Source organism: Pseudomonas fluvialis (assembly GCF_014207935.1).
Lineage (GTDB): Bacteria > Pseudomonadota > Gammaproteobacteria > Pseudomonadales > Pseudomonadaceae > Aquipseudomonas > Aquipseudomonas fluvialis_A.
In genome coordinates, this window is record NZ_JACHLL010000005.1 from 248,276 (window position 1) to 272,711 (window position 24,436).

The window sequence follows — 24,436 nt, forward strand, 5'->3', positions numbered from 1 at the left end:
GCCACGCGTCCGGATCACTTGTTGCCATCCGGCACGAATACGTAACCCACACCCCACACGGTCTGGATGTAGCGCGGCTTGGACGGATCGGGCTCGATCATCCGCCGCAGACGGGAAATCTGCACGTCGATGGAGCGCTCCAGCGCGTCCCACTCACGGCCGCGGGCCAGGCTCATCAGCTTGTCGCGGGTCAGCGGTTCGCGGGCGTGCTGCACCAGCGCCTTGAGCACGGCGAACTCGCCGGTGGTGAGCATGTTGACCTCGTCGCCCTTCTTCAGCTCACGGGTCGCCAGCGACAGTTCATAGTCGCCGAAGGTCACCACCTCGTCCTCGCTGCCCGGCGCACCCGGCACCACCGGTGCCTGACGACGCAGCACGGCCTTGATCCGCGCCAGCAGCTCGCGGGGGTTGAACGGTTTGGCCAGGTAATCGTCAGCGCCCTGCTCCAGGCCCTGGATGCGGCTGCCTTCGTCGCCCTTGGCGGTGAGCATGATGATCGGGATCTGATTGCCCGATTCGCGCAGACGATGACAGGCGGACATGCCGTCTTCACCTGGCAGCATCAGGTCGAGCACCACCAGATTGAACAGCTCACGCGCCAGCAGACGGTCCATCTGCTCGACGTTCTCCACCGCGCGCACGCGGTAGCCCTGCTCCTCGAGGAAGCGCTCCAGCAGGCGACGCAGGCGGGCGTCGTCATCCACTACGAGAATCTTTTCGCCTTCAGGCTGGGTATGCGGGGCCATGGAACCTCCAAGTTTTCATGCGGCCATTATGACTCAGCGCCGGGCCGGTCCGTGGCAGGCATTGTTAGCAGATTTTTCCCCTGCCAGCTTCCCAGCCAGCCTGCGGGCGGTGTTTATAATGCGCCGCTTAGTCAGGCAGGCACGCCCTGCGCCTCAGGTAGACCCATGAACAGCATCAACGTCCGTATCGCCGAAGAGCTCTCCGCCGTTTCCGCCAGCCGCGTGCTGCCACAACAGGTCGCCGCCGCCGTGGCCCTGCTCGACGAGGGCTCGACCGTGCCCTTTATCGCCCGCTACCGGAAGGAAGTGACCGGCAGCCTCGACGACACCCAGCTGCGTACCCTGGAAGAGCGCCTGCGCTACCTGCGCGAGCTGGACGAGCGCCGCGCGGCCATCCTCGCCAGCATCGAGGAGCAGGGCAAACTGACCGGCGAACTCAAGCGCGACATTCTCGAAGCCGATACCAAGACCCGCCTGGAAGACCTCTACCTGCCCTACAAGCAGAAGCGCCGCACCAAGGGGCAGATCGCCCTGGAAGCCGGCCTCGGCGAGCTGGCCGACGCGCTGTTCGGCAACCCCGGACTGAACCCGGAAAGCGAGGCTGCCCGTTTCATCGATGCCGAAAAAGGCTTTGCCGACACCAAGGCCGTGCTCGAAGGCGCCAAGTACATCCTCATGGAGCGCTTCGCCGAAGACGCCAGCCTGCTGGAAAAACTGCGCAGCTTCCTCAAGCAGGAAGCCACCCTCAGCGCCCGCCTTGTTCCGGGCAAGGAAGCCGAAGGCGCCAAGTTCAGCGACTACTTCGAGCACGACGAAGTGCTGCGCAACACCCCCTCGCACCGGGCACTGGCCATCTTCCGCGGCCGCAACGAGGGCATCCTCAGCGTGGCGCTGAAGGTGGGCGAGGAGCTGCCGGGCACCAGCCATCCGTGCGAGCTGATGATTGCCGAGCGCTTCGGCATCCAGCAGCAGGGCCGCCCCGCCGACAAGTGGCTGGGCGAAGTGGTGCGCTGGACCTGGAAGGTCAAGCTCTACACCCACCTGGAAACCGACCTGCTCGGCGAGCTGCGCGACAGCGCCGAGACCGAGGCGATCAACGTCTTCGCCCGTAACCTGCATGACCTGCTGCTGGCCGCACCGGCCGGCCCGCGCGCCACCCTCGGCCTCGACCCGGGCCTGCGCACCGGCTGCAAGGTGGCCGTGGTCGATGCCACCGGCAAACTGCTGGACACCGCCACCGTCTACCCGCACGCGCCGAAGAACGACTGGAACGGCACCCTCGCCGTGCTGGCCAAGCTCTGTGCCAAGCACAGTGTCGACCTGATCGCCATCGGCAACGGCACCGCCAGCCGCGAGACCGACAAGCTGGCCATCGACCTGATCAAGCTCTGCCCGCAGCTGAAGATGACCAAGATCATGGTCAGCGAGGCCGGCGCCTCTGTGTATTCGGCCTCGGAACTCGCCGCCAAGGAATTCCCCGAGCTGGACGTTTCCCTGCGCGGCGCCGTGTCCATCGCCCGCCGCCTGCAGGACCCGCTGGCCGAGCTGGTGAAGATCGACCCGAAATCCATCGGTGTCGGCCAGTACCAGCATGACGTGTCTCAGCTGAAACTGGCTCGCTCGCTGGATGCGGTGGTGGAAGACTGCGTGAACGCCGTCGGCGTCGATGTGAACACCGCCTCGGCTGCCCTGCTGGCGCGCATCTCCGGCCTCAATGCGACCCTGGCACAGAACATCGTGACGTTCCGCGATGCCAACGGCGCCTTCAAGAGCCGCGCCGAGCTGCTCAAGGTGCCGCGTCTGGGCGACAAGACCTTCGAGCAGGCCGCCGGCTTCCTGCGCGTGATGAACGGCGACAACCCGCTGGACGCCTCCGCCGTGCACCCGGAGACCTATCCGCTGGTGCAGCGCATCGCCCAGAACACAGGCCGCGACATCCGCTCGCTGATCGGCGACTCGGGCTTCCTCAAGCGCCTCGACCCCAAGCAGTTCACCGACGAAACCTTCGGCCTGCCGACCGTCACCGACATCCTCAAGGAACTCGACAAGCCCGGCCGCGACCCGCGTCCGGAGTTCAAGACCGCCGAGTTCCAGGAAGGCGTGGAAAGCCTCAAGGACCTCAAGCCGGGCATGGTGCTCGAAGGCGTGGTGACCAACGTCACCAACTTCGGCGCCTTCGTCGATATCGGCGTGCATCAGGACGGTCTGGTGCACATCTCGGCACTCTCCGAGAAATTCGTCAAAGACCCCTACGAGGTGGTCAAGGCCGGCGATATCGTCAAGGTCAAGGTCATGGAAGTGGACATCCCGCGCAACCGCGTCGGCCTGTCCATGCGCATGAGTGACACCCCCGGCGAGAAGACCGAAGGCCCGCGCGGCGGCGGCAACCGTGGCAACACGCCGCGCACCGAGCGCCACTCGACGCAGGACAAGCCGGCCCCGGCCAATGCCGGCATGGCCGCGCTGTTCGCCAACGCCAAGCAACTGAAGAAATGAGCCTGCCCGAGGGGTTCGTCGGCAGCGCCTTCAGCCAGCACCTGGGCATCAGCCTGGTGCGCGCCGAGGGCGGTCAGGTGCACCTGCGCATGCCGGTGCGCGCCGAGCTGCGCAACCTCTCCGGCAAGCTGCACGGCGGCGCGCTGATGGCCCTGGCGGACACCGCCATGGGTTTGGCCTGCTTCGAGCGCTTCGGCGCCGACGAACCCTGCGTGACGGTGGAAGCCAAGCTCAACTTCATCCGCGCAGTGGACGATGGCGAGGTCGACTGCCACGCCAGCATTCTGCACAGCGGGCGTCGCACCCTGGTGCTGGAGGCCGAGATTCGCCAGGGCGACAAGCTGATCCTGAAAACCCTGGCGACCTTCGCCCGCCTGTAACCGGCGACAGGCAGAATCGCCAGACTTGGCGATACTGATACCTCCAAGTCAACGCCGCCCCTTGTAGCATCACCACCACGCCCCCATATTGGTCGGCCAACCGGGTTAAGGACTTCACCGTGAGCGATCTGTTTTCCCGCCGCCTGGCACTGCTCGGCGAGCCGGCCAACCTGCCGCTGCTGACCCAGTGTCTGCACGGCATTGAGCGCGAAACCCTGCGCGTCGACGCCCGCGGCCAACTGGCCCAGAGCGAGCACCCGCGCGCCCTCGGCTCGGCCCTGACTCACCCGCAGATCACCACCGACTACTCCGAAGCCCTGCTGGAGTTCATCACCCCGGCCGAGCCGCGGGTCGAGGACACCCTCAGCGATCTCGAACGCATCCACCGCTTCGCCTGCAGCCAGCTGCAGGACGAATACCTGTGGAGCCCGTCGATGCCCGGCCTGCTGCCAGACGAAGCGGACATCCCGATTGCCCGCTACGGCAGCTCCAATATCGGTCGCCTCAAGTACGTCTACCGTCAGGGCCTGGCCCTGCGCTACGGCAAGACCATGCAGTGCATCGCCGGCATCCATTACAACTTCAGCCTGGCCGAAGGCCTGTGGCCGCTGCTGCAGCAGCTGGACGGTGATACCCAGAGCGGGCGCGACTTCCAGTCTGCCAGCTACATCGCCCTGATCCGCAACTTCCGCCGTTACAGCTGGCTGCTGATGTACCTGTTCGGCGCCTCGCCGGCACTGGATGCCAGCTTCCTGCGCGGCCGGCCGCACCAGTTGCAGCAACTGGATGCCGATACCTTGTACCTGCCCTGGGCCACCAGCCTGCGCATGAGCGACCTGGGCTACCAGAGCAGCGCCCAGTCGGGTCTCACCCCCTGCTACAACGATCTGGCCAGCTACACCGACAGCCTGCGCGCGGCCGTGGCCACGCCCTACCCGGCCTACGCCGAGATGGGCGTCAAGAACGCCGCTGGGGAATGGCAGCAACTCAACACCAACATCATCCAGATCGAGAACGAGTACTACTCGAGCATCCGCCCCAAGCGCGTGACCTACTCGGGCGAACGGCCGATCCAGGCACTGATGTCCCGCGGCGTGCAATACGTGGAAGTGCGTTGCCTGGACATCAACCCCTACCTGCCGCTGGGCATCGACCTGGATCAGGCGCGTTTCCTCGACGCCTTCATCCTCTTCTGCGCCCTGCAGGACAGCCCCAAGCTGGCCAGCGGCGAGTGCTGCAGCTGCACCGAGAACTTCCTCACCACCGTCAAGGAAGGGCGTCGCCCCGGCCTGCAGCTGCAGCGCAACGGCCAGGCGGTGGAACTGCGCCAGTGGGCTGGCGAGCTGCTCGCGGCCTTCACGCCGATTGCCCAGCTGCTCGACCGTGCCCACGGCGGCCAGGCCTACCAGCAGGCGTTGACTCTGCAACAGGCCAAGGTCGATGACCCGCAACTGACGCCGTCGGCACGCATCCTGGCGGAACTGCAAAGTACTGGCGAAAGCTTCCGCAACTTTGCTCTGCGCCAGAGCCAGACGCACACCAGCCAACTGCGCGACGCCCCACTGGACGCCGAACAGCAACGCCTGTTCAGCGACATGGCCAGCCAGTCACTGGCCGAGCAGGCTGCACTGGAGCAACAGGACCAGGGCGATTTCGACAGCTTCGTCGCCGCCTATCAGGCCAGCATCACGCATATCGCCAACTGATTGGCGCCAATAAATTCAAAGTCTTACCCGCGCTTGCTGGCCAAGCGCGGGCTGCGTCACAAATCCGCCAACTCGACCGTTCGCCGCGGACGACCGGCATGCCGCCACGCTAACAGGGATTAACCTTCCAGCATCAACCTGGACGGTATCCCGCCATGACGGCCGCCGACACCCACCAAGACCGCGACTGGAGCCTGGAAAGCCTGAACAAGGCCTACCAGCAGGGCTATATGGCCGGCCTCACCGGCAGCCAGTCGAGTCACCCCGCGCTGCCGGACGTGCTTGCCGCCGCCTGGGAAGCCGGCTGGGACGACGGCCTCGAACAGAGCGCCCTGCACCAGCGCCGCAGCGCCTGAGCGGCATTCACCGAACCCCATGAAAAAGGGCCGCAATCGCGGCCCTTTTTCATTGCTTGCGCCCTAGAGGGCCTTCTCGAATATCTTCGAGTTGCGCTGGTAGTTGTACAGTGAGGCCCGCGCGGCCGGCAGGCGCTCGACGCTGCTCGGCTCGAAGCCACGCTCCTGGAACCAGTGCGCAGTGCGGGTGGTGAGCACGATCAGGGTCTTCAGACCCAATGCCCGGGCCCGGGACTCGATGCGTTCGAGCAGTTCGTCACCGCGACCGCCATGGCGGTAATCACCGCTGACCGCCAGACAGGCCAGCTCACCGGTCTGCGAGTCGGCAATCGGGTACAGCGCAGCACAGGCGATGATCAGGCCGTCGCGCTCGACGATGCTGAACTGCTCGATTTCCCGCTCCAGCACCTCGCGCGAGCGGCGCACCAGAATGCCCTGCTCCTCCAGCGGAGTGATCAGGTCGATCAGGCCGCCGACGTCCTCGATGGTCGCCTCGCGCAGCTGCTCGAACTGTTCCTGGTCGACCAGGGTGCCACCGCCGTCACGGGTGAACAGCTCGGTGAGCAGCGAGCCGTTTTCCTGATAGCTGACCAGGTGGCTGCGCTTGACCCCGCCGCGACAGGCCTGGGCGGCCGCATCCAGCAGCTCGCCCTGATAGCTGTCGCCCAGCCGCACCAGGTGGGCCGGCACCTGCTGCGGACGCATCTCGCGGATCAGCTTGCCCTGCTCGTCGAGCAGGCCCTGTTCGGCACCGAACAGCACCAGCTTGTCGGCACCCAGATCAATGGCGGCACGGGTGGCGACATCCTCGCAGGCGAGGTTGAAGATTTCCCCGGTGGGCGAATAGCCCAGCGGCGACAGCAGCACGATGCTGCGCTCGTCGAGCAGGCGATTGATGCCGCGCCGGTCGATGCGGCGCACCTCGCCGGTGTGGTGGTAGTCGACGCCATCGACCACGCCGATAGGCCGCGCGGTGACGAAGTTACCGCTGGCCACGCGCAACCGCGAACCCTGCATCGGCGAAGACGCCATATCCATCGACAGGCGCGCCTCGATGGCGATGCGCAGCTGGCCGACGGCATCAATCACGCAATCCAGGGTCGGCCCGTCGGTGATGCGCAAGGTGCGGTGAAAATGCGCGCGAATGCCACGATCGTTCAGGCGCGTCTCGATCTGCGGGCGCGAGCCATGCACCAGCACCAGGCGCACGCCCAGGCTGTGCAGCAGGACGAGGTCGTGAACGATGTTGCCGAAGTTGCCATCCTCGATGGCCTCACCCGGCAGCATGATGACGAAGGTGCAGTCGCGGTGGGAGTTGATGTAGGGCGTGGCGTGGCGGAGCCAGTTGACGTACTCGTGCATGCGGCAAAAACCTGTGCGAAGTGAACGGGCAAACAGTGGGCGCGCCTTGCTCGGCAAGGGCGCAGGGCGCGGTCAGGATCGTCGCAGCAGCATCAGGCGCAGGCTCCAGTTGTCAGTGGTCACAGGCAGTAATGGCGGATCAGCTGGCGCAACAGCTGCACGGTCGGGGCAATGCGCGCCAGGTCGAGATATTCGTCCGGCTGGTGGGCGCAATCGATGTCGCCCGGACCCAGAATCAGGGTTTCGCAGCCAAGCTGCTGAAGATACGGCGCTTCGGTGCCAAAGGCCACCGCTTCGGCCGTAAAGCCGGTAAGGCGTTCGGCCAGTTGTACAAGCTCGCTGTCCGCCGCCTGCTCGAACGGTGGCACGCCGGGAAAAATCGGCCCGTAGTCGATCTGCACGCGATGCCGCTCGGCCAAAGGCTTCAGCTTCTCGCGGATCGCCGCGCGCAGCCACTCGGGGTCCATCCCCGGCAGCGGCCGCAGGTCGAACTCCAGACTGCACTGACCGCAGATGCGGTTGGGATTGTCGCCACCATGGATGCAGCCGAAATTCAGCGTCGGCTGCGGCACGCTGAACTGGGCATTGCTGAACTCGGCCTGCCATTGCCGGCGCAGACCCTGCAGTTCGCCCATGGCGTCATGCATGGCCTCCAGCGCACTGCGGCCAAGCTGCGGATTGGAGGAATGGCCGCTCTGCCCGAGGATGTCGATGCGCTCCATCATCACGCCCTTGTGCAGGCGGATCGGCTTGAGACCGGTCGGCTCGCCGATCACCGCCGCACGGCCAATGCTGCGCTTGCTGTCGGCCAGGGCGCGGGCGCCGGACATCGAGCTTTCCTCATCGCAGGTAGCCAGAATCAGCAGCGGCTGCCGCCACGGCTGATCGAGCAACCCGCCCTGCAGCGCCTCGATCACCAGCGGAAAGAAGCCCTTCATGTCGCACACGCCCAGGCCGTAGAAGCGCCCGTCACGCTCAGTGAGCCGCAGCGGGTCGCTCTGCCACAGGCTGTCGTTGTAAGGCACGGTATCGGTATGCCCGGCCAGCACCAGGCCACCGCTGCCCTGCCCGCGGCTGGCGAGCAAGTTGAACTTGCCCGGCTGCACTTCCTGCAGATCGCAGGTGAAGCCCAGCTCGCCCAGCCAGCCGGCCAGTTGCTCGACCACCGCGCGATTGGACTGATCCAGCGCCGGCTGGGTACAGCTCACCGAAGGCGCGGCAATCAGCGCGGCCAGTTGCTCTTGCAGGGAAGGAAGGGGCATCGGGACTCTCCGGCAGTCTGGCGTTCATCATAGAAGCCACGCCCGCGTAAAAGAAGCGCAGACCGGGCTGCGACCACAGGCCGCCGGCAGGCTCGTCGGATGACCGCGCACCCCATGCGGGTTTCTGGCATAATCCGCGCCCCGAATTGTTACCGGTCGCAAAACCGTCATGTTTGATATCTTCAGCGGACTTGATACCTGGGTCGTCGTGAGTCTCGTGCTTGCCCTGGCCTTCGTCCTGACCTTCGAATTCATCAACGGTTTCCATGACACCGCCAACGCGGTGGCCACGGTGATCTACACCAAAGCCATGCCGGCTCACCTTGCGGTGATCTTCTCCGGCATCTTCAACTTCCTCGGCGTGATCCTTGGCGGCGTCGGCGTGGCCTATGCCATCGTCCACCTGCTGCCCGTGGAGTTGCTGATCAACGTGAACACGGCCTATGGCCTGGTCATGGTGTTCTCCCTGCTGGCCGCGGCCATTGCCTGGAATCTGGGCACCTGGTACTTCGGCATCCCGGCCTCCAGCTCGCACACCCTGATCGGATCGATCCTCGGTGTCGGCCTGGCCAACGCGCTGATCACCGACATTTCCCTGGCCGAGGGCGTGAACTGGCAGAAGGCGATCGACATCGCCCTGTCCCTGCTGCTCTCGCCGCTGGCCGGTTTCACCGTTGCCGCGCTGATTCTGCTGGGCCTGAAGTGGCTGCGTCGTGAGTCGAAGATGCACCACAACCCGGAACAGCGCATGCAGATCGACGGCAAGAAACACCCGCCGTTCTGGAACCGCCTGGTGCTGGTTCTGTCGGCCATGGGCGTGAGCTTCGTGCACGGTTCCAACGACGGCCAGAAGGGTATCGGCCTGATCATGCTGGTGCTGATCGGCATCGCCCCGGCCAAGTTCGTCCTCGACCTGAACAGCACCACCTACCAGATCGAGCGCACCCGTGATGCCGCGCTGCACCTCAGCCAGTTCTACGAGCGCAACAGCGACACCCTCAGCGACTACCTGGCACTGGGCAAGAACGGCACCACCGAGCTGCCGAAGAAATTCCGCTGTGACGTCAAGCTGACCGAACCGACCATTGCTGCGCTGAACCAGACTCTGGCTGGCGTCACCGACTACAGCCAGCTGGACCAGGAAAAGCGCACCCAAGTACGCCGCTACCTGCTGTGCCTGGACGACACCGCGAAGAAGGTCGGCAAACTCAAGGAACTGCCCAAGCGTGAAGTGGCGGACCTGGAGAAACTGCGCAAGGACCTCACCGCGACCACCGAATATGCGCCGACCTGGGTCATCTTCGCCGTCGCCCTGGCTCTCGGCATCGGCACCATGGTGGGCTGGAAGCGCGTGGTGCTGACCGTCGGCGAGAAGATCGGTCGCACCGGTATGACCTACGCCCAGGGCATGAGCGCGCAGATCACCGCATCGATCGCCATCGGCATGGCCAACATCTACAGCCTGCCGGTCTCCACCACCCACGTGCTGTCGTCGGGCGTGGCCGGCTCCATGGTCGCCAACCGCAGCGGCCTGCAACTGGGCACGGTGCGCAACATCCTCACCGCCTGGGTATTCACCCTGCCGGTGACCATCGCCCTGTCTGCTGCATTGTTCTGGCTCGGCGTGAAGCTGTTCGTCTAAGCTCGACCCCTGCCTGCTTGCACAAGGCCGCCTTCGGGCGGCCTTGTCGCTCCCAGCCCGCCCCTTTCGCGAGACTTGCCCCATGCAGAAAGAAACCGAAATCAAGCTGCGCGCCAGTCGCGAAACCCTCGCTGCCCTGCGCGAGCACCCGCTGCTGAAAAAGCGCAACAAGTCCGGCTGGGAGCGCTGCGAGCTGTTCAACCAGTACTTCGACACCCCGGCCCGCGAACTGGCCCAAGCCAAGGTCGCCCTGCGCCTGCGGCGTGACGGCGAGCAGATCATCCAGACTCTGAAGAGCCGCGGCCAGAGCGTGGCCGGGCTATCCGAGCGCAACGAGTGGGACTGGTACCTGAGCAAGGCCAAGCTCGACCTCAAGCTGCTCTCCGACGACTGCTGGCCGGCCAGCCTGGCCGAGCTGGACAAGAAGCAACTGCAGCCGATCTTCACCACCGACTTTGTCCGCGAGAAGGCCGAGATCGCCTGGGGCCGCGGCAAGGCCAAGGTGGTCATCGAGGCAGCCCTCGACCTGGGCAAGGTGATTGCCGGCGAAGGCGAAGAAGAAATCTGCGAGCTGGAGCTGGAGTTGCGCCAGGGCGAACCGGAAGCCCTGCTGGAACTGGCCGCCGAACTGGCCGCCGACCTGCCGCTGATGCCCTGCGACATCAGCAAGGCCGAGCGCGGCTATCGCCTGTTCGACGCCGGCAGCTACGCCCTGAGCCTGCCGGCGCCTGAGCTGAGCGAGGAACAGTCACTGGACGATGCCGTTGCCGCACTCGGCTGGCACCTGCTTGGCAGCAGCCAGCGCCTGGCCGAACAGTATCGCTGGAATGGCCACTGGAAACTGCTGGAGCAGTGGCTGCAGCAACTGACCGACCTGCGCGCCCTGCTCGCCAGCCTCGGCCAGGCCGCCCCGCGCGCCAGCACCCACGAACTGCGCACGGCCCTCGACGCGCTGCTGGCAGACTGGCGCCCGCGCCTGCAGAACGGCCGCGCCAACGACGACCTGCGGCGCAATGCGCCGGCACTGTTCGCCGCCGAACTGCAGGGCAACCGCTGGGGACTGTTCTCCCTGCAGTGCTCGCGCTGGTTGCTGGTCCGTGGCTGGACCGCCGAACGCAACAACCGCGGCAATCGCCAGGGCCAGGCCGCGCTGGGCAACTGGCTGTTGCACCTGTTTGGCGAGGAAGCCAAGGCACTCAAGCTGGACCGTTACAAGCAGCAGCCGGAAGACCTCAGCGAGCAGCTGCCGCGTATCGAGCGCCTGCTGGTCTGGCTGCGTCTGGCCCGCCCGCTGCTGCCGCTGCCGGAAACCGACCGCCTGTACGGCGAACTGCTCAAACTGGAGCAACTGGCCCTGCAGCCCCTGAACGACGAGGCGTTGGTCGAGCGCAGTGCCCAGGCGCATACTGTGTGGACGCTCAAAGCCTGGAAGCCGCTGCTCAAATAGACTGCCAGGTACCCGGCGGCCATAAGGCCGCCAAACAGGTCATCAAGGAAGCTGCATGTCTGCTATCGCCTCGCCCAGTCAGGATCGCTGGCTGGACCTGAACGACATCCTGCGCGAACTGGTCAGCGCCCAGCGCCTGGGCCAGGACACCGCCGAACAGTGCCTGGCGATCCGCCGCAGCGCGGTCAACAACCAGCAGCACCCGCTGGAGTTCCTCGCCAGCCAGCAGCTCGATGACCTGCAGCGCCCCGGCAAGAAACTCGACCTGGAAAGCCTGACCCAGTGGCTGGCGCAGTACAGCGGCCAGCCCTACCTGCGCATCGACCCGCTGAAGATAGACGTCGCCGCGGTGACCCCGCTGATGTCCTTTGCGTTTGCCCAGCGCCACAAGATTCTGGCCGTGGCGGTGAACAAGGACGAGGTGACCATCGCCAGCGCCCAGCCCTTCGTGCACAGCTGGGAAAGCAACCTGCTGCATGTGCTCAAGCGCCCGATCAAGCGCGTGGTGATCAACCCGCTCGACCTGACCCGCTACACCAACGAGTTCTACCGCCTGGCCAAGTCGGTCAGCGGTGCCAGCGGCCATGAACAGAAGATCAGCGGGGTCGGCAACTTCGAGCAGTTGCTCAACCTCGGCGCCAGCGACAAGGAGCCGGACGCCAACGACTCGCACATCGTCAATATTGTCGACTGGCTGTTCCAGTACGCCTACCAACAGCGCGCCAGCGACATCCATATCGAGCCGCGCCGCGAGGCCGGCACCGTGCGTTTCCGCATCGACGGCGTGCTGCACAACGTCTACCAGTTCCCGCCGCAGGTCACCATGGCGGTCGTCAGCCGCCTGAAATCCCTGGGCCGGATGAACGTCGCGGAGAAGCGCAAACCCCAGGATGGCCGGGTCAAGACCAAGACCCCGGACGGCGGCGAAGTCGAGCTGCGCCTGTCGACCCTGCCCACCGCCTTCGGCGAGAAGATGGTGATGCGCATCTTCGACCCCGAGGTGCTGCTCAAGAGCCCGGACCAGCTCGGTTTCTCCCCGGACGACCTGCGCCGCTGGGAAAGCATGACCCGCCAGCCCAACGGCATCATCCTGGTCACCGGCCCCACCGGCTCGGGCAAGACCACCACCCTGTACACCACGCTCAAGCAGCTGGCGACCGAGGAAGTGAACGTCTGCACCATCGAGGACCCGATCGAGATGATCGAGGGCGCCTTCAACCAGATGCAGGTGCAGCACAACATCGACCTGACCTTCGCCAGCGGCGTGCGCGCCCTGATGCGCCAGGACCCGGACATCATCATGGTCGGTGAGATCCGCGATCTGGAAACCGCCGAGATGGCCATCCAGGCGGCGCTCACCGGCCACCTGGTGCTGTCCACCCTGCACACCAATGACGCCCCCAGCGCGGTCACCCGCCTGCTGGAACTGGGCGTGCCGCACTACCTGATCAAGGCCACCGTGCTCGGCGTCATGGCCCAGCGCCTGGTGCGCACCCTGTGCCCGCACTGCAAGGCACCGGTGACGCTGGAAGAACAGGACTGGCAGGAGCTGACCCGCCCCTGGAGCGCCCCGCTGCCCAGCACTGCCCAGCAGGCCGTGGGCTGCCAGGAGTGCCGCGACACCGGCTATCGCGGCCGTGCCGGGGTCTACGAGATCATGCTGCTGTCCGATGGCGTGCGTTCGCTGATCAGCGCCGACACTGACATCACCGCCCTGCGTCGCCAGGCCTTCAAGGAAGGCATGCGCAGCCTGCGCCTCTCCGGAGCGCAGAAGGTCGCCGCCGGACAGACCACCATGGAAGAAGTGCTGCGGGTCACTCCGCAAAGCGAACAGCGCTAACAGCGCCGCTTTGAGGGCGTCAGGCGCCAGACCTGGCATGCTGACTGCGGTATTCGCCAGGGGTCAGCCCGGTCCACTGGCGGAAGGCACGGAAGAACACGCTCGGCTCCGAATACCCCAGCAGGATGGCGATCTCCGTAGCCGGCAGGCGCCCTTCGGCGAGATGGCGCTCCGCCAACTGGCGGCGCGTCTCGGTCAGCAAATGCTGATAGCTGCTGCCCTCTTCGGCCAGGCGCCGTTGCAGGGTGCGCTCGCTCATGCCCAGATGACTGGCCAGGGCGTTGCGGTCCGGCTCGCCCTGGGCCAGCTGCGCGCTGAGCAGCGCCACCACGCGGGCACTCAGGCTCTCGCTGGGCAGGCGCGCCAGCAGGTTTTCCGCATGCTGCAGCAGCACCTGCTGCAGACCGGCATTGCCCTGGGTCAGCGGCGCCTGTTCCAGACTGGCCGGCAGCACCAGGGCATAGTCGGGCGCCGCGAATTGCAGCGGACAGGCAAATGCCTCATCGAAGGGGGAAAGGTCGGCGGGCTCCGGTTGAGCCAGCTCCACACGGCGAAGCTGCAGCTGTTGCAGCAGCGGGCGAATCAGTTGCAGCCAGCCCTGCATCAGCGCCAGCACCCGGGTGCGGGTTGCCAGGCTGTCGGGTTCCAGCGGCCGGTAGATCAGGCGCAGCTCGTCGCCGTGATGTTCCAAACGCAGGGTGCCACCTTCGCCAGCCAGACGCTGGTAACGCACCGCTGCCTGCAGCGCGGCACCGAAGGTCGGGCTGCTCTGCAGCAGGTAGCCCAGCACACTGAACTGCCCTGGACCGAAGGCCGCACCAATGGCCAGGCCGGGTTCAGCCAGCGGCAGCAGCTCGGCTACCGAGGCCCACAAGCGCTGCTGGGCGACAAAAGGAATGCGCGCGTCGGGGTCGCGCAACGCACCCTCCTCCAGGCCGCAGGCCTGCAGCAGGGTGTCTCGCGGCAAGCCCAGGCGCGCAGCCGCCTGCAACACCGCCTGGGCAAGGCTGGCGCTGACGGAGGCGTGAACGGGATTCTTGGCGGTCGGCATGGGCAGGGATTCTGCACCAGCCGGCGGACGGCGGGTAGTCCGCCGTCCACACAGACGTATCTAGCGGTCGCGCAGCATATTGAGGCTGCCGGTATCCCCCACCACACCATGACCCAGCTTGATCTTCAGAGTCAGGTCGGTGCGTGAGTTGGCGTGACGGATGGCCTCCTCGGCGCTGATCTTCTTCGCCTCGTAAAGATCGAACAGATGCTGATCGAAGGTCTGCAAGCCCTGCTCGTGGGCACGGGCCACGGCTTCATGCAGGTCATCCACCAGATCGCGCTGGATCAGGTCTCGGATGTGCGCGGTAGCCAGCAACAGCTCCACGGCCACCACCCTGCGCTGTTGCAGAGCGGGGATCAGGCGCTGACCAATCACCCCGACCAGGTTCTGCGCCAGGTCGGCGAGGATCTGGTGGCGGGCATCCTCGGGGAAGAAGCGCACGATGCGCTCGACCGCATGGCTGGTACTGGTGGCGTGCAGGGTAGCCAGGCACAGGTGGCCGGTTTCGGCGTAGTGCAGGGCGTGCTGCATGGTGTCGAGGTCGCGGATTTCGCCAAGCATGATCACGTCCGGTGCCTCCCGCAGCACGTTGCGCAGGGCATCGGCGAAACTATGGGTATCCAGGCCCACCTCGCGCTGATCGATCACCGCCTTGTTGTGCTTGTGGAGAAACTCGATCGGGTCCTCGATACAGATGATATGCCCGGCCTTGTGCTGGTTGCGGTAGTCGAGCATGGCCGCCAGGGTTGTCGACTTGCCCGAGCCGGCAGCCCCGATCACCAGAATCAGGCCGCGGTCGAGCAGCGCGAGTTTCTCCAGCTGCGGCGGCAGACCGAGCGACTCGATGTCGGGAATCTGGCTCTTGATCAGACGCGCCACCATCGCCACTTCGCCGCGCTGGTAGTAGACGTTGATACGGAAACGCCCGGAGTCTGACACGCTGACCGCCAGGTTCATCTCCAGATCGCGCTCGAACTCGCCGATCTGCTTCTCGCTCATCAGCTGGTAGGCCATCTGCTGCACTTCGCCACTTTTCAGTGCAGGTACTTCCAGCGGCATGGTCTGCCCTTCGACCTTGATCTGCGGCGGCGTGCCGACACTGAAGAACATGTCCGAGCCGCCACGTTTGAACAGTTCCAGCAGGAACGGATAGACGTCGATTTTGCGCTCGGCGGTGACCTGGTTTTCCATGGAGCTATCCCTGTGATTCGTGGGCGACTGGCCTCAGTACAGTGCATGGCGGGCGATCCGGCCAGTGGCCGCGACACAGACTGTCGCCACGCAGCATCAGCCTCTACCTGATAACCTAGCCGATCAGCCGTGGCCTGCCGTGATCTGTGGCAACTTCTGGCCGTTTGTCTGCACCGCGAAGGGATGCCCACCCATGCTCCACCTGTATCACGCCAATGACCTGGAAAGCCTCGGTGAACTGGCCGCCACGCTGCTCGCCCAGCCGCTGAGCGACCCGCTCGCGCCGGCCAGGGTGGTGGTACCGAGTCAGGGCATGGGGCGCTGGCTGACCCTGCAGCTGGCGCGCCAGCAGGGCATCGTCATGCAGCTGGAAGTGCAACTGCCAGCCAGCTTCATCTGGCAGCTGGCGCGCGAAGTGTTGGGCGAGCTGCCGGCCACCTCGGCCTTCGATCCCAAGCCACTGGCCTGGCGTGTGTATGACTGGCTGTGCGAGGCGGACAACCTGACAAGGGCGCCGCGTCTGGCGCGTTACCTCGACGGCGGCGACGAGCGACGCCGGCTGACCCTGGCCACGCGCATTGCCGACGTTTACGACCAGTACCTGCTTTACCGTGACGACTGGCTGGCCGCCTGGGAGCGCGGCGAGCGCCTGGAGCTGGGCGCCGACGAGGACTGGCAGGGGCTGCTCTGGCACGAACTGACCAAGGACGGCCACCCGCACCGCGCGCGCCTGCTCGGCGAGCTGCTGGCCCGCCTGCACGACCCACAACCGCTGGCGCAGTTGCCCGAGCGCCTGGTGGTATTCGGCATCAGCGCCCTGCCGCCACACCACCTGCGCGTGTTCGAAGGCCTGGCGCAGCACTGCGAGGTGATCCTCTTCGCCCTCAATCCCTGCCGCGAGGCCTGGGGCGATATCCGTGATATTCGCGAGCTGGCCATAGCCTCTGAGCGAGCAGGAAGCGTCGCGAGCGCAGAAGAGGCTAGGCAAAATCAGGCGAGGGAGCGGAGTGTACAGCCAGTACATGAGCATCCCGAGCCTGGTTTTAACAACGCCTATTCAAGCGCAGCAGCTTCCCCGGCGGTGGATGACTGGTACCTGGATGTGGGCCACCCCCTGCTGGCCAGCCTGGGCAAGCAGGGCCGCGACTTCTTCGACAGTTTGTTCAGCCTGAGCGGCCAGGAAACCGGGCTGTACCCAGAGGATCAGGACCTGCGCGATGACAGTCTGCTGCATGCCCTGCAGCAGGACATCCTGCGCCTGCGCAGCCGCGCCGCCGACGAGCGTCTGCCACTGCGCGAGGACGACCGCTCGCTGGAGCTGCATGTCTGCCACTCACCGCTGCGCGAGGTCGAGGTGCTGCATGACCAGTTGCTCGCCCGCTTCGCCGCCGACCCGACGCTGACGCCCGATCAGGTGGTGGTGCTGACGCCGGACATCGAACGCTATGCGCCCTTTATCGAAGCAGTGTTTGCCGCCCGCGAAGGCGTGCCGCGGATTCCCTTCAGCCTGGCCGACCGCAGCCTGCGCGCCGAGCTGCCGCTGATCGAGGCCTTTCTCTCCCTGCTCGACCTGGCGCAAAGCCGCTTCGCCGCCGAACAGCTGCTCGGCTGGCTGGAGTTGCCGGCCATTGCCCGCCGCGCCGGTATCGAGGCCGAAGACCTGCCGCTGCTGCGCGACTGGCTGCGCGACGCCGGCGTGCGCTGGGGCCGGGATGGCGCGCATCGCGGCCGCCTGGGTCTGCCAGCCGAGCAGGCCTTTACCTGGCAACAGGGCCTGGACCGTCTGCTGCTGGGCTTTGCCGCGCCGCCGCAACTGGCCGGCAGCGCCCCCCCGTTGCTGGGTGACAGCTGGCCGCTGGATGCGCTGGAAGGCGCGCGCGGCCAACTGCTCGGGGCCTTGGCCGGTTTCGTCCAGCGTCTGGCCGGCTGGGCCGATGAACTGGCACGACCGCGTCCGCTGGCCGAGTGGGCCGACGGCCTGCAACAGCTGATCGACGCGCTGCTCGACGAGCAGGAGGCCGGCGACACCCTGCTGCTGTTGAGCAAGGCCTGCGCCGCCCTGCGCGATCAGGCCGCAGCCGCCGGCATCACCCGCGACATTCCCATCGAACTGGTGCGCGACCGCCTGGTGGCAGCGCTAGATCAGGGCTCCGGCGCCTCGGGCTTTCTCACCGGCATGGTCACCTTCTGCAGCATGGTGCCCATGCGCAGCCTGCCGTTCCGCCACGTCTGCCTGCTCGGTCTGGACGACGGTACCCTGCCCCGGCGCACACCGGCCGCCGGTTTCGACCTGATCGCCCAGAAGCCCCGGCGCGGCGACCGCGCGCGGCGCCTGGACGACCGCTACCTGTTTCTGGAAATCCTCCTGTCGGCACGCGACGGCCTGTATCTCAGCTACGTGGGCCGCGATGCGCGCGACAACGCGCACCTGCCGCCCTCGGTGCTGGTCAGCGAGCTGCTCGATGCCGTCGATATGACGGCAGTGACCGCCCAGAGCTCGCTGTCGAGCCAAGCCATTACCGTTACCCACCCGCTGCAGCCGTTCGCGCCCGGCAATTTCGCCCCCGAAAACTCTGCTGCGGACCGCCGCGCCGGCTATGCCGCCCCCTGGTTCCGCGCCGCTCAGCGCCTGGCCCAGGCACCGGACGAGCCGCTGGCGCCCTTCGCCCACCGCCTGCCTCCGCCCGACGAGGACTGGCTGACCCTGGAGCCGAGCCAGCTGATCCACTGTTTCAAGCACCCGGCGCGCTACCTGCTGGAGCAGCGTCTGGGCCTGCGTCTGGCGCAAAGCGAAGAGGTGCTGGCCGGCGACGAACCCTTCAGCGTCGAGTGGACCGCCCAGCACGGCCTGCGCCAGCTGGCCCTGCAGGCGGTGGAATCTGGCTGGAGCGAGCCCGACGAGCGCCGCGTGGCCGCTGCCGCAGGCTGGCTGCCGGTGGGTGAGCTGGGTCAGGCGCACTGGGGACAGATTCGCGGGCCGATCCGAGCCTTCGCCCCAACCCTGTTCGACGAGCGCCCTGAGGAAGCCGCCCAGCCGCTGCTGGTGGATATCCGCCTGGCTGGCGTGCGCATCCACGGCTGGCTGGAAGGCGTCACGCCCGAGGGACTGTTCGACTACCGCCTGCGCGACCTGGGCGCCTGGGAACTGGCGCCCTTCTGGCTGCGCCACCTGCTGCTCAACGCCAGCGCCTCGCCCGGCATCGCCCGCGAGAGCCGGCTGCTGTCGCCCAAGAGCGAATGGCGCCTGGGTCCGCTGGCCGAACCACTGGCGCTGCTCAAACCCTGGCTGGAGGCCTATCAGGAGGCACTCTGCGAACCGCTGCCGGTGTTTGCCAAGTGCAGCCACGGCTATGCCCACAAGTGGCGCAATCCCGGCCGCAAGGAGCCGCAGGACGCCGCCCGCGCCGAGGCACGGGTGATGTGGGAAGGCAACGACTACTTTACCGGCGAAGGTCAGGACCCGTGGAATGCGTTGGCCTTCCGCGACCGCGACCCGCTGGACGAGCGCTTCGAGGCGCTGGCCGAGGCCCTCTACGGCCCAGCGCTGGATGCCCTGCAGGGCGAGGAGGAAGACGCATGAACGCCCCACTCGACCTGCTCCGCGACAGCTTCGCCGGGCGCAGCCTGATCGAGGCCAGCGCCGGCACCGGCAAGACCTGGACGCTCACGGCACTTTACGCCCGGATGTTGCTGCAGGAGCAGCTGTCGGTCGGGCAGATTCTGGTGGTCACCTACACCACCGCCGCCACCGCCGAGCTGCGCGAGCGCATCCGCAGACGCCTGGCCGAACTGCTGGCCGTCTATGAACAGGGTCACGGCGGCGATGCCCTGCTCAATGCCCTGCACGACCAGTATCCGGGCGATGCCAATCGCCGCCGCCTGCTGCTGGCGGTGCACGGTTTCGACGAGGCGGCCATCTTCACCATCCACGGTTTCTGTCAGCGCGCCCTGCAGGACGCCGCCTTCGAGGCCGGTGGCGACTTCGACAACGAGCTGTCCAGCGACGACCGCGAGATCCTCGATGCGCTGATCGCCGACCTCTGGCGCCATGAGCTGGCCAGCGCCGAGCCGGAATGGGCGGCCTTCCTCGCTCAGAAAAAGATCACCCCGCAGCAGCTGCGCGGCCAGCTGCGCAGCCATCTGGGCAAACCTTTCCTGCGCATCGAGCCGGCGCCGGGCAGTCAGGCCGACATGGCCCCGCTGCGCGCGGCCTGGCAACACGCGGAGTCCTTCTGGCAGCGCGACGGCGAGGTCTGGATCGAGCAGCTCAAGGCCTTCGACGGTCTCAACAAGCGCAGTTATGACGCGCGCAAAATCGGCCACTGGCAGACCGAGCTGGATGGCTATTTCAGCGATGCCGCCGCACTGTTCAGCAAGACCGAGGCGCCCCAGCGGCTGTCGCGCGAGGCGCTGCTCAAGGCCACACTCAAGGGCCGCGAGGCACCGCTGGGCGCCGTCGCCGACGCCCTGCAGGGACTGGTCGAAGCGCTGGAAGCTTGCCAGCCCGAGGCCGAGCAGCGCCTGGTCGACCTCAAGGTACGACTGATCGCCCAGCTCAACGAACAGCTGCCAGCGCGCAAGGCGGCCCAGCGCATCCTCGCCTTCGACGACCTGCTCAACCGTCTGAACGACGCCCTACAGGGCGAAGGCGGCGCCACCCTGGCCGCCGCGTTGCGCCGACAGTACCCGCTGGCGCTGATCGACGAGTTTCAGGACACCGACCCGATTCAGTACCAGATCTTCCGCAGCGTCTACGAGAGCGAAGGCAGTCTCTGCTTCGTAGGGGACCCCAAGCAGGCCATCTATGCGTTTCGAGGTGCCGACCTGGCCACCTACCTCAGGGCCCGGGAAGAGGCGGCGCGGCAGTACAGTCTGACCACCAACCACCGCTCCACCCCCGAACTGATCGGCGCGCTGAACCTGCTGTTCGACCGTCCCACCCCCTTTGCCGAGCGCGACTTGGACTACCCGCCCGTGGGCGCCAGCAGCAAGCCCCGGGCGCAGCTGGTGCTGCCCGAGCCACTGCCGCCGCTGGGCCTGGTGTGGCTGGGCGACGAGCCTCTGACCAAGGGCCAGGCCAGCAGTCTGGCCGCCGAGGATTGCGCCCGGCGCATCGCCGCACTGCTCGCCGCCAGCCATGCCGGGCAGGCCTATTTCGCTGACCCGGAAGGCAGCCGCACGCCGCTCAAGGGCGGCGATATTGCCGTGCTGGTCGCCAGCCACAAGCAGGCCGGGGAGATCGCTGCCGAACTGTCGGCACGCGGCGTACCCAGTGTGCGCCGGGGCAAGGAGAGCGTCTGGCACAGCGAGGAGGCCGGCGAGCTGTCCGCCGTGCTGGCAGCCTATGCCGAGCCGGGCCGCGAGGGCGTGCTGCGCCATGCCCTGGCCACCCGCCTGCTCGGGCGGGATGCCGAGGCGCTGGCGCGCTGCCAGGACGATGCCCAGGAGTGGGATGCCGAGCGCGAGCGCGCCGAAAGCTTCCATCAGCTGTGGCAACAGCAGGGCTTCCTGCGCGCCTTCCGCGCCTGGCTGGATCAGGAAGGCGTGGCCGGGCGCCTGCTGGCGCTGGTCGACGGCGAGCGCCGGCTGACCAACCTGCTGCACCTGGCCGAACTGCTGCAGGCGCAGAGCCTGCTGCGGCCGGGGCTGGAGCCGCTGCTGGCCTGGTTCGCCGCCCAGCGCGCCGCCGACAGCCACGGCGAAGACGCTCTGCTGCGCCTAGAAAGCGATGCCGAACGGGTGCAGATCGTCACCATCCACACCTCCAAGGGTCTGGAATATCCACTGGTGTTCTGCCCCTGCCTGTGGGACGGGCGCCTGCTGGGCAAGAACACCGACACCGCGAACTGCCACGACGAGCAGGGTCAGCCGCTGCTCGACCTGGGCAGCGACCGGCTCGACGAGCATGTCGAAGCGGCGCGGCGCGAGAGTTTCGCCGAGAAGCTGCGCCTGACCTACGTGGCTCTGACCCGCGCCCGCGACCATCTCTGGCTGCACTGGGGCCCGGTGGACTGCAAGCCCAACAAGGACGGCGTGCTGGCCACCGAGAGCCTGGCCAGCAGCGCCCTCGCCTGGCTGCTGCATGGCCGCCAGTTGCCCGGCGCCGACGCCCTGGGCGAGCTCAACGAGCATCTGCGCCAGGCCAGCCCGCAGGGCCTGCTGGGCGAGCTGAACGCCCTGGTGGCGGCCAGCGCAGGACGCATGGCCGTACTGCCGCTGCAGATGGCTGAGGCCAGCGCCGCCGGCGAATCCCGCGCCGAGCCACCGCAGCAACTGGCGCAGCTCTCGCGCAGCCTGACCAGCGCCTGGCGCATGGGCAGCTTCTCCGGCCTGGCCGCCGACCAGCACCACGAGGCGCCGGACCGCGACCAGCTCGCCGCGCCGGCCAGCCGCGAGCCGGGCAGCGGCTTCTTCGCCTTCCCCCGTGGCGCGCGTGCCGGCACCTGCCTGCACGCCATCCTCGAAGACTGGATGCGCGGCAAGGGTGAACTGGCCGCGCTGGTCGAGCAGCAATTGCAGGAACACGGCCTGCCGCTGGACTGGCAGGCCATCGCCACCGAGCAGCTGCAGCGGGTACTGGACACCGATCTGGATGGCGCCGGCCTGTGCCTGTCGGCCCTCGACCCGGCACGCCGGCTGCCCGAACTGGGCTTCACCTTCCCGCTGCGCAACCTCAACATCGCGCCGCTGCGCGCCATCCTGCAGGACCCGGCCAACGGCCTGCCGCAGGCGATGCGCGAGGCGGCCTGCAGCCTGAACTTCGACCAGCTCAACGGCTTCATGAAGGGTTTTATCGACCTGACCTTCGAGCACGCCGGGCGCTGGTACATCCTCGACTACAAGTCCAACTGGCTCGGCCCGGACGCCAGCTACTACGGCGGTGAGCGCCTGGAGCAGGCCATCGCCGGGGCGCACTACTACCTGCAGTACCTGATCTATCTGGTAGCGCTGCGCCGCTTCCTGCGCCTGCGTCTGGCGGACTTCGACGACAGTCAGCTGGGCGGCGCCTGGTACCTGTTCCTGCGCGGCATGCCCGAGGCCGGCGTGTATTTCCAGCGCCCGCAGGACAGCCTGCTGGATGCGCTGGACCAACTCTTTGCGGAGGGCGCGTGATGCTCCTGGATGATCTGCCCCTCGGCCCGCTGGAGCGGGCGCTGCTTGGCAGCCTGCGCCGCCTGGAACCCCAGGCGCCGGACTCGGTACTGGCCGCCGCCGCGCTGTGCTGTGCGGCGCTGGGTAATGGCGATGTGTGCCTGCCGCTGCGCCGGCTGGCCGGCACGGCACCCTGGCCAGAGCATGACTTCCGCCTGCCGGGTCTGACGCCGTGGCTCCGCGAGCTCGAAGCCAGCCCCCTGGTCGGCGCGCCCGGCGATTTCGCCCCGCTGATCCTCGATGGCGAGCGCCTGTACCTGGCGCGCTACCACGCCTACGAGGTGCAGCTGGCGTCACAGCTGCTGCGCCGCGCCGCCCTGCGACCGGCGGTGGACGAGGCGCGCCTGAGCGAGTCGCTGGCCCGGCTGTTCGCCTTCAACGCCGTCGCACAAGCGCCCGACTGGCAGCGCATCGCCGCGGCCCAGGCGGTGCGCCGCCAACTGGCGGTGATCTCCGGCGGCCCCGGCACCGGCAAGACCACCACGGTAGTGCGCCTGCTCGCCGCCCTGCTCGAACAACCCGGCGGCGAGCGTCTGGCCATCGGCCTGGCCGCGCCCACCGGCAAGGCCGCCGCGCGCATGGCCGAGGCCATCCGCAACGCCAAGGCTGGACTGCCGCTGGCCGATGAACTCAAGGCGCTACTGCCCGAGGAGGCGCGCACCCTGCACCGTCTGCTCGGCAGTCGCGGCGACTCGCCGGCGGTGCGTCATCACGCGGCCAACCCGCTGCCGCTGGACGTGCTGGTGGTGGACGAAGCCTCGATGGTCGACCTGGCGCTGATGGCCAAGCTGCTCGACGCCCTGCCTCCACAGGCACGACTGATCCTGCTGGGTGACAAGGACCAGCTCTGCGCGGTGGAAGCCGGCGCGGTGTTCGCCGAGCTGTGCGAGGGGCGCGGTTTCGATGCCCAGGCCGCCGCCGAGATCGAACAACTGACCGGCCAACCGGTGCCAACCGGCACGCCGACCTCGCAGCTGGGCGATGCCGTGGTGCTGCTGACCCACAGCCACCGTTTTGCCGGCGACAGCGGCATCGGCGAGTTGGCTCGGCGCATCAATGCTGGCGATGCAGCGGGCACTCTGACCCTGCTGCAGGAAGCGCGCGCCGATCTGGCCTGGCACGCCGAGCCACAGCCGAACGATCTGCATCGCCGGCTGCTGGACGGCTACGCGCCCTACCTCGCCGCCGCCCGCACGGGCGATCCGGCCCTGGCCTTTGCTGCCTTCAATGCCTTCCGCGTGCTGACCGCTCAGCGCGAGGGCACCTGGGGCGTGGCCGGGCTTAACGAAGCGCTGGAGGCGCGCTTCCGCCGTCAGCCGGGCGAACGCTGGTATGCCGGCCGCGCGGTGATGGTACGGCAGAACGATTACGCTCTGGGCCTGTTCAATGGCGATATCGGCCTGTGCCTGAATACGCCCAGTGGCCTGCGCGTGTTCTTCGAGGCCGAAACGGGCTTCCGCCCCTTCGCCCCGGCTCGTCTGCCCAGCCACGACAGCGCCTTTGCCATGACCGTGCACAAGAGCCAGGGCTCGGAGTTCGCTCAGGTGCTGTTGGTGTTGCCGGAAACGCCCAGCCCGTTGCTGACCCGCAGCCTGTTCTACACCGGTATCACCCGCGCCAAGCAGCAGGTGGAAATATGGGGCCTGCCCGCGCGACTGCTGGAAGCGGTCAACACCCGCGCCGAACGCGCGGCCGGCCTGGCCGAGCGGCTGGCCAAATCAGATGTACTCCCAGCGGCCCAATCACCATCAGTCGAAATCGACAAAGCAGGACAGTTGGCTTTGTTTGACTGATCAGGCACC

At 67.1% G+C, this 24,436-nt stretch carries 15 protein-coding genes; 10 read left to right on the forward strand and 5 right to left on the reverse strand.

Going from position 1 to position 24,436, the window contains the following annotated elements:
- Window positions 1-14: 14 nt before the first annotated feature.
- On the reverse strand, window positions 15-746 hold the full coding sequence (gene ompR, locus HNP49_RS14625) for a two-component system response regulator OmpR (RefSeq protein WP_184684460.1): 732 nt from the start codon (window positions 744-746) through the stop codon (window positions 15-17).
- 165 nt (window positions 747-911) lie between these two features.
- Between ompR and HNP49_RS14630 the strand changes: the two genes are divergently transcribed.
- The 4 genes from HNP49_RS14630 to rmf all read left to right on the forward strand — a co-directional run bounded on the left by HNP49_RS14630 (window position 912) and on the right by rmf (window position 5,684).
- Window positions 912-3,242: a Tex family protein gene (locus HNP49_RS14630; RefSeq protein WP_184684462.1), complete on the forward strand. Its 2,331-nt coding sequence runs from the start codon at window positions 912-914 to the stop codon at window positions 3,240-3,242.
- Complete coding sequence (locus HNP49_RS14635; RefSeq protein WP_184684464.1) at window positions 3,239-3,622, forward strand: PaaI family thioesterase; 384 nt, start codon at window positions 3,239-3,241, stop codon at window positions 3,620-3,622. Before HNP49_RS14630 ends, HNP49_RS14635 begins: the two co-directional genes overlap by 4 nt.
- Before the next feature lie 119 nt (window positions 3,623-3,741).
- On the forward strand, window positions 3,742-5,328 hold the full coding sequence (gshA, locus tag HNP49_RS14640; RefSeq protein ID WP_184684465.1) for a glutamate--cysteine ligase: 1,587 nt from the start codon (window positions 3,742-3,744) through the stop codon (window positions 5,326-5,328).
- 155 nt (window positions 5,329-5,483) lie between these two features.
- Window positions 5,484-5,684, forward strand: a complete 201-nt coding sequence (gene rmf, locus HNP49_RS14645; RefSeq protein WP_184684467.1) for a ribosome modulation factor — start codon at window positions 5,484-5,486, stop codon at window positions 5,682-5,684.
- A 63-nt stretch (window positions 5,685-5,747) separates the two neighbouring features.
- Here rmf and argA read toward each other — a convergent pair whose 3' ends face one another.
- Together argA and argE are read right to left on the reverse strand one after the other, a co-directional pair.
- Window positions 5,748-7,046: an amino-acid N-acetyltransferase gene (gene argA / locus HNP49_RS14650; protein ID WP_184684469.1), complete on the reverse strand. Its 1,299-nt coding sequence runs from the start codon at window positions 7,044-7,046 to the stop codon at window positions 5,748-5,750.
- A gap of 119 nt (window positions 7,047-7,165) precedes the next feature.
- Complete coding sequence (gene argE / locus HNP49_RS14655) at window positions 7,166-8,308, reverse strand: acetylornithine deacetylase (RefSeq protein WP_184684471.1); 1,143 nt, start codon at window positions 8,306-8,308, stop codon at window positions 7,166-7,168.
- A gap of 169 nt (window positions 8,309-8,477) precedes the next feature.
- Here argE and HNP49_RS14660 point away from each other — a divergent pair, with 169 nt between their 5' ends.
- The 3 genes from HNP49_RS14660 (at window position 8,478) to HNP49_RS14670 (ending at window position 13,237) form a co-directional block, all read left to right on the forward strand.
- A complete protein-coding gene (locus HNP49_RS14660; protein ID WP_184684473.1) occupies window positions 8,478-9,950 on the forward strand; it encodes an inorganic phosphate transporter in 1,473 nt (490 codons plus the stop codon).
- An 82-nt stretch (window positions 9,951-10,032) separates the two neighbouring features.
- Complete coding sequence (locus HNP49_RS14665) at window positions 10,033-11,397, forward strand: inorganic triphosphatase (protein WP_184684475.1); 1,365 nt, start codon at window positions 10,033-10,035, stop codon at window positions 11,395-11,397.
- 55 nt (window positions 11,398-11,452) lie between these two features.
- The gene (locus HNP49_RS14670) at window positions 11,453-13,237 is read left to right on the forward strand and encodes a GspE/PulE family protein (protein ID WP_184684477.1); all 1,785 of its coding nucleotides are present in this window, start codon (window positions 11,453-11,455) and stop codon (window positions 13,235-13,237) included.
- Window positions 13,238-13,256: 19 nt separating this feature from the next.
- Here HNP49_RS14670 and HNP49_RS14675 read toward each other — a convergent pair whose 3' ends face one another.
- Together HNP49_RS14675 and HNP49_RS14680 are read right to left on the reverse strand one after the other, a co-directional pair.
- Complete coding sequence (locus tag HNP49_RS14675; protein WP_184684478.1) at window positions 13,257-14,288, reverse strand: AraC family transcriptional regulator; 1,032 nt, start codon at window positions 14,286-14,288, stop codon at window positions 13,257-13,259.
- Window positions 14,289-14,348: 60 nt separating this feature from the next.
- The gene (locus HNP49_RS14680) at window positions 14,349-15,482 is read right to left on the reverse strand and encodes a PilT/PilU family type 4a pilus ATPase (RefSeq protein WP_184684480.1); all 1,134 of its coding nucleotides are present in this window, start codon (window positions 15,480-15,482) and stop codon (window positions 14,349-14,351) included.
- A gap of 193 nt (window positions 15,483-15,675) precedes the next feature.
- Between HNP49_RS14680 and recC the strand changes: the two genes are divergently transcribed.
- Genes recC through recD form a run of 3 tightly spaced genes read left to right on the forward strand, consistent with a single transcriptional unit; the run spans window position 15,676 to window position 24,427 of the window.
- On the forward strand, window positions 15,676-19,062 hold the full coding sequence (recC, locus tag HNP49_RS14685; protein ID WP_184684481.1) for an exodeoxyribonuclease V subunit gamma: 3,387 nt from the start codon (window positions 15,676-15,678) through the stop codon (window positions 19,060-19,062).
- Window positions 19,059-22,595: an exodeoxyribonuclease V subunit beta gene (recB, locus tag HNP49_RS14690; RefSeq protein ID WP_184684483.1), complete on the forward strand. Its 3,537-nt coding sequence runs from the start codon at window positions 19,059-19,061 to the stop codon at window positions 22,593-22,595. Before recC ends, recB begins: the two co-directional genes overlap by 4 nt.
- Window positions 22,595-24,427 (forward strand): exodeoxyribonuclease V subunit alpha, encoded by a 1,833-nt coding sequence (gene recD / locus HNP49_RS14695; protein WP_184684485.1) that lies wholly within the window; start codon window positions 22,595-22,597, stop codon window positions 24,425-24,427. Before recB ends, recD begins: the two co-directional genes overlap by 1 nt.
- Window positions 24,428-24,436: the final 9 nt, after the last annotated feature.

Coding starts and splice junctions, on each gene's coding strand:
- HNP49_RS14635 (WP_184684464.1), top strand. CDS start 3,239: ATGAGCCTGCCCGAGGGGTTCGTCGGCAGCGCCTTCAGCCAGCACCTG.
- argE (WP_184684471.1), bottom strand. CDS start 8,308: ATGCCCCTTCCTTCCCTGCAAGAGCAACTGGCCGCGCTGATTGCCGCG.
- recC (WP_184684481.1), top strand. CDS start 15,676: ATGCTCCACCTGTATCACGCCAATGACCTGGAAAGCCTCGGTGAACTG.
- recB (WP_184684483.1), top strand. CDS start 19,059: ATGAACGCCCCACTCGACCTGCTCCGCGACAGCTTCGCCGGGCGCAGC.
- HNP49_RS14670 (WP_184684477.1), top strand. CDS start 11,453: ATGTCTGCTATCGCCTCGCCCAGTCAGGATCGCTGGCTGGACCTGAAC.
- ompR (WP_184684460.1), bottom strand. CDS start 746: ATGGCCCCGCATACCCAGCCTGAAGGCGAAAAGATTCTCGTAGTGGAT.
- recD (WP_184684485.1), top strand. CDS start 22,595: ATGCTCCTGGATGATCTGCCCCTCGGCCCGCTGGAGCGGGCGCTGCTT.
- HNP49_RS14630 (WP_184684462.1), top strand. CDS start 912: ATGAACAGCATCAACGTCCGTATCGCCGAAGAGCTCTCCGCCGTTTCC.
- HNP49_RS14675 (WP_184684478.1), bottom strand. CDS start 14,288: ATGCCGACCGCCAAGAATCCCGTTCACGCCTCCGTCAGCGCCAGCCTT.
- rmf (WP_184684467.1), top strand. CDS start 5,484: ATGACGGCCGCCGACACCCACCAAGACCGCGACTGGAGCCTGGAAAGC.
- HNP49_RS14680 (WP_184684480.1), bottom strand. CDS start 15,482: ATGGAAAACCAGGTCACCGCCGAGCGCAAAATCGACGTCTATCCGTTC.
- HNP49_RS14660 (WP_184684473.1), top strand. CDS start 8,478: ATGTTTGATATCTTCAGCGGACTTGATACCTGGGTCGTCGTGAGTCTC.
- argA (WP_184684469.1), bottom strand. CDS start 7,046: ATGCACGAGTACGTCAACTGGCTCCGCCACGCCACGCCCTACATCAAC.
- HNP49_RS14665 (WP_184684475.1), top strand. CDS start 10,033: ATGCAGAAAGAAACCGAAATCAAGCTGCGCGCCAGTCGCGAAACCCTC.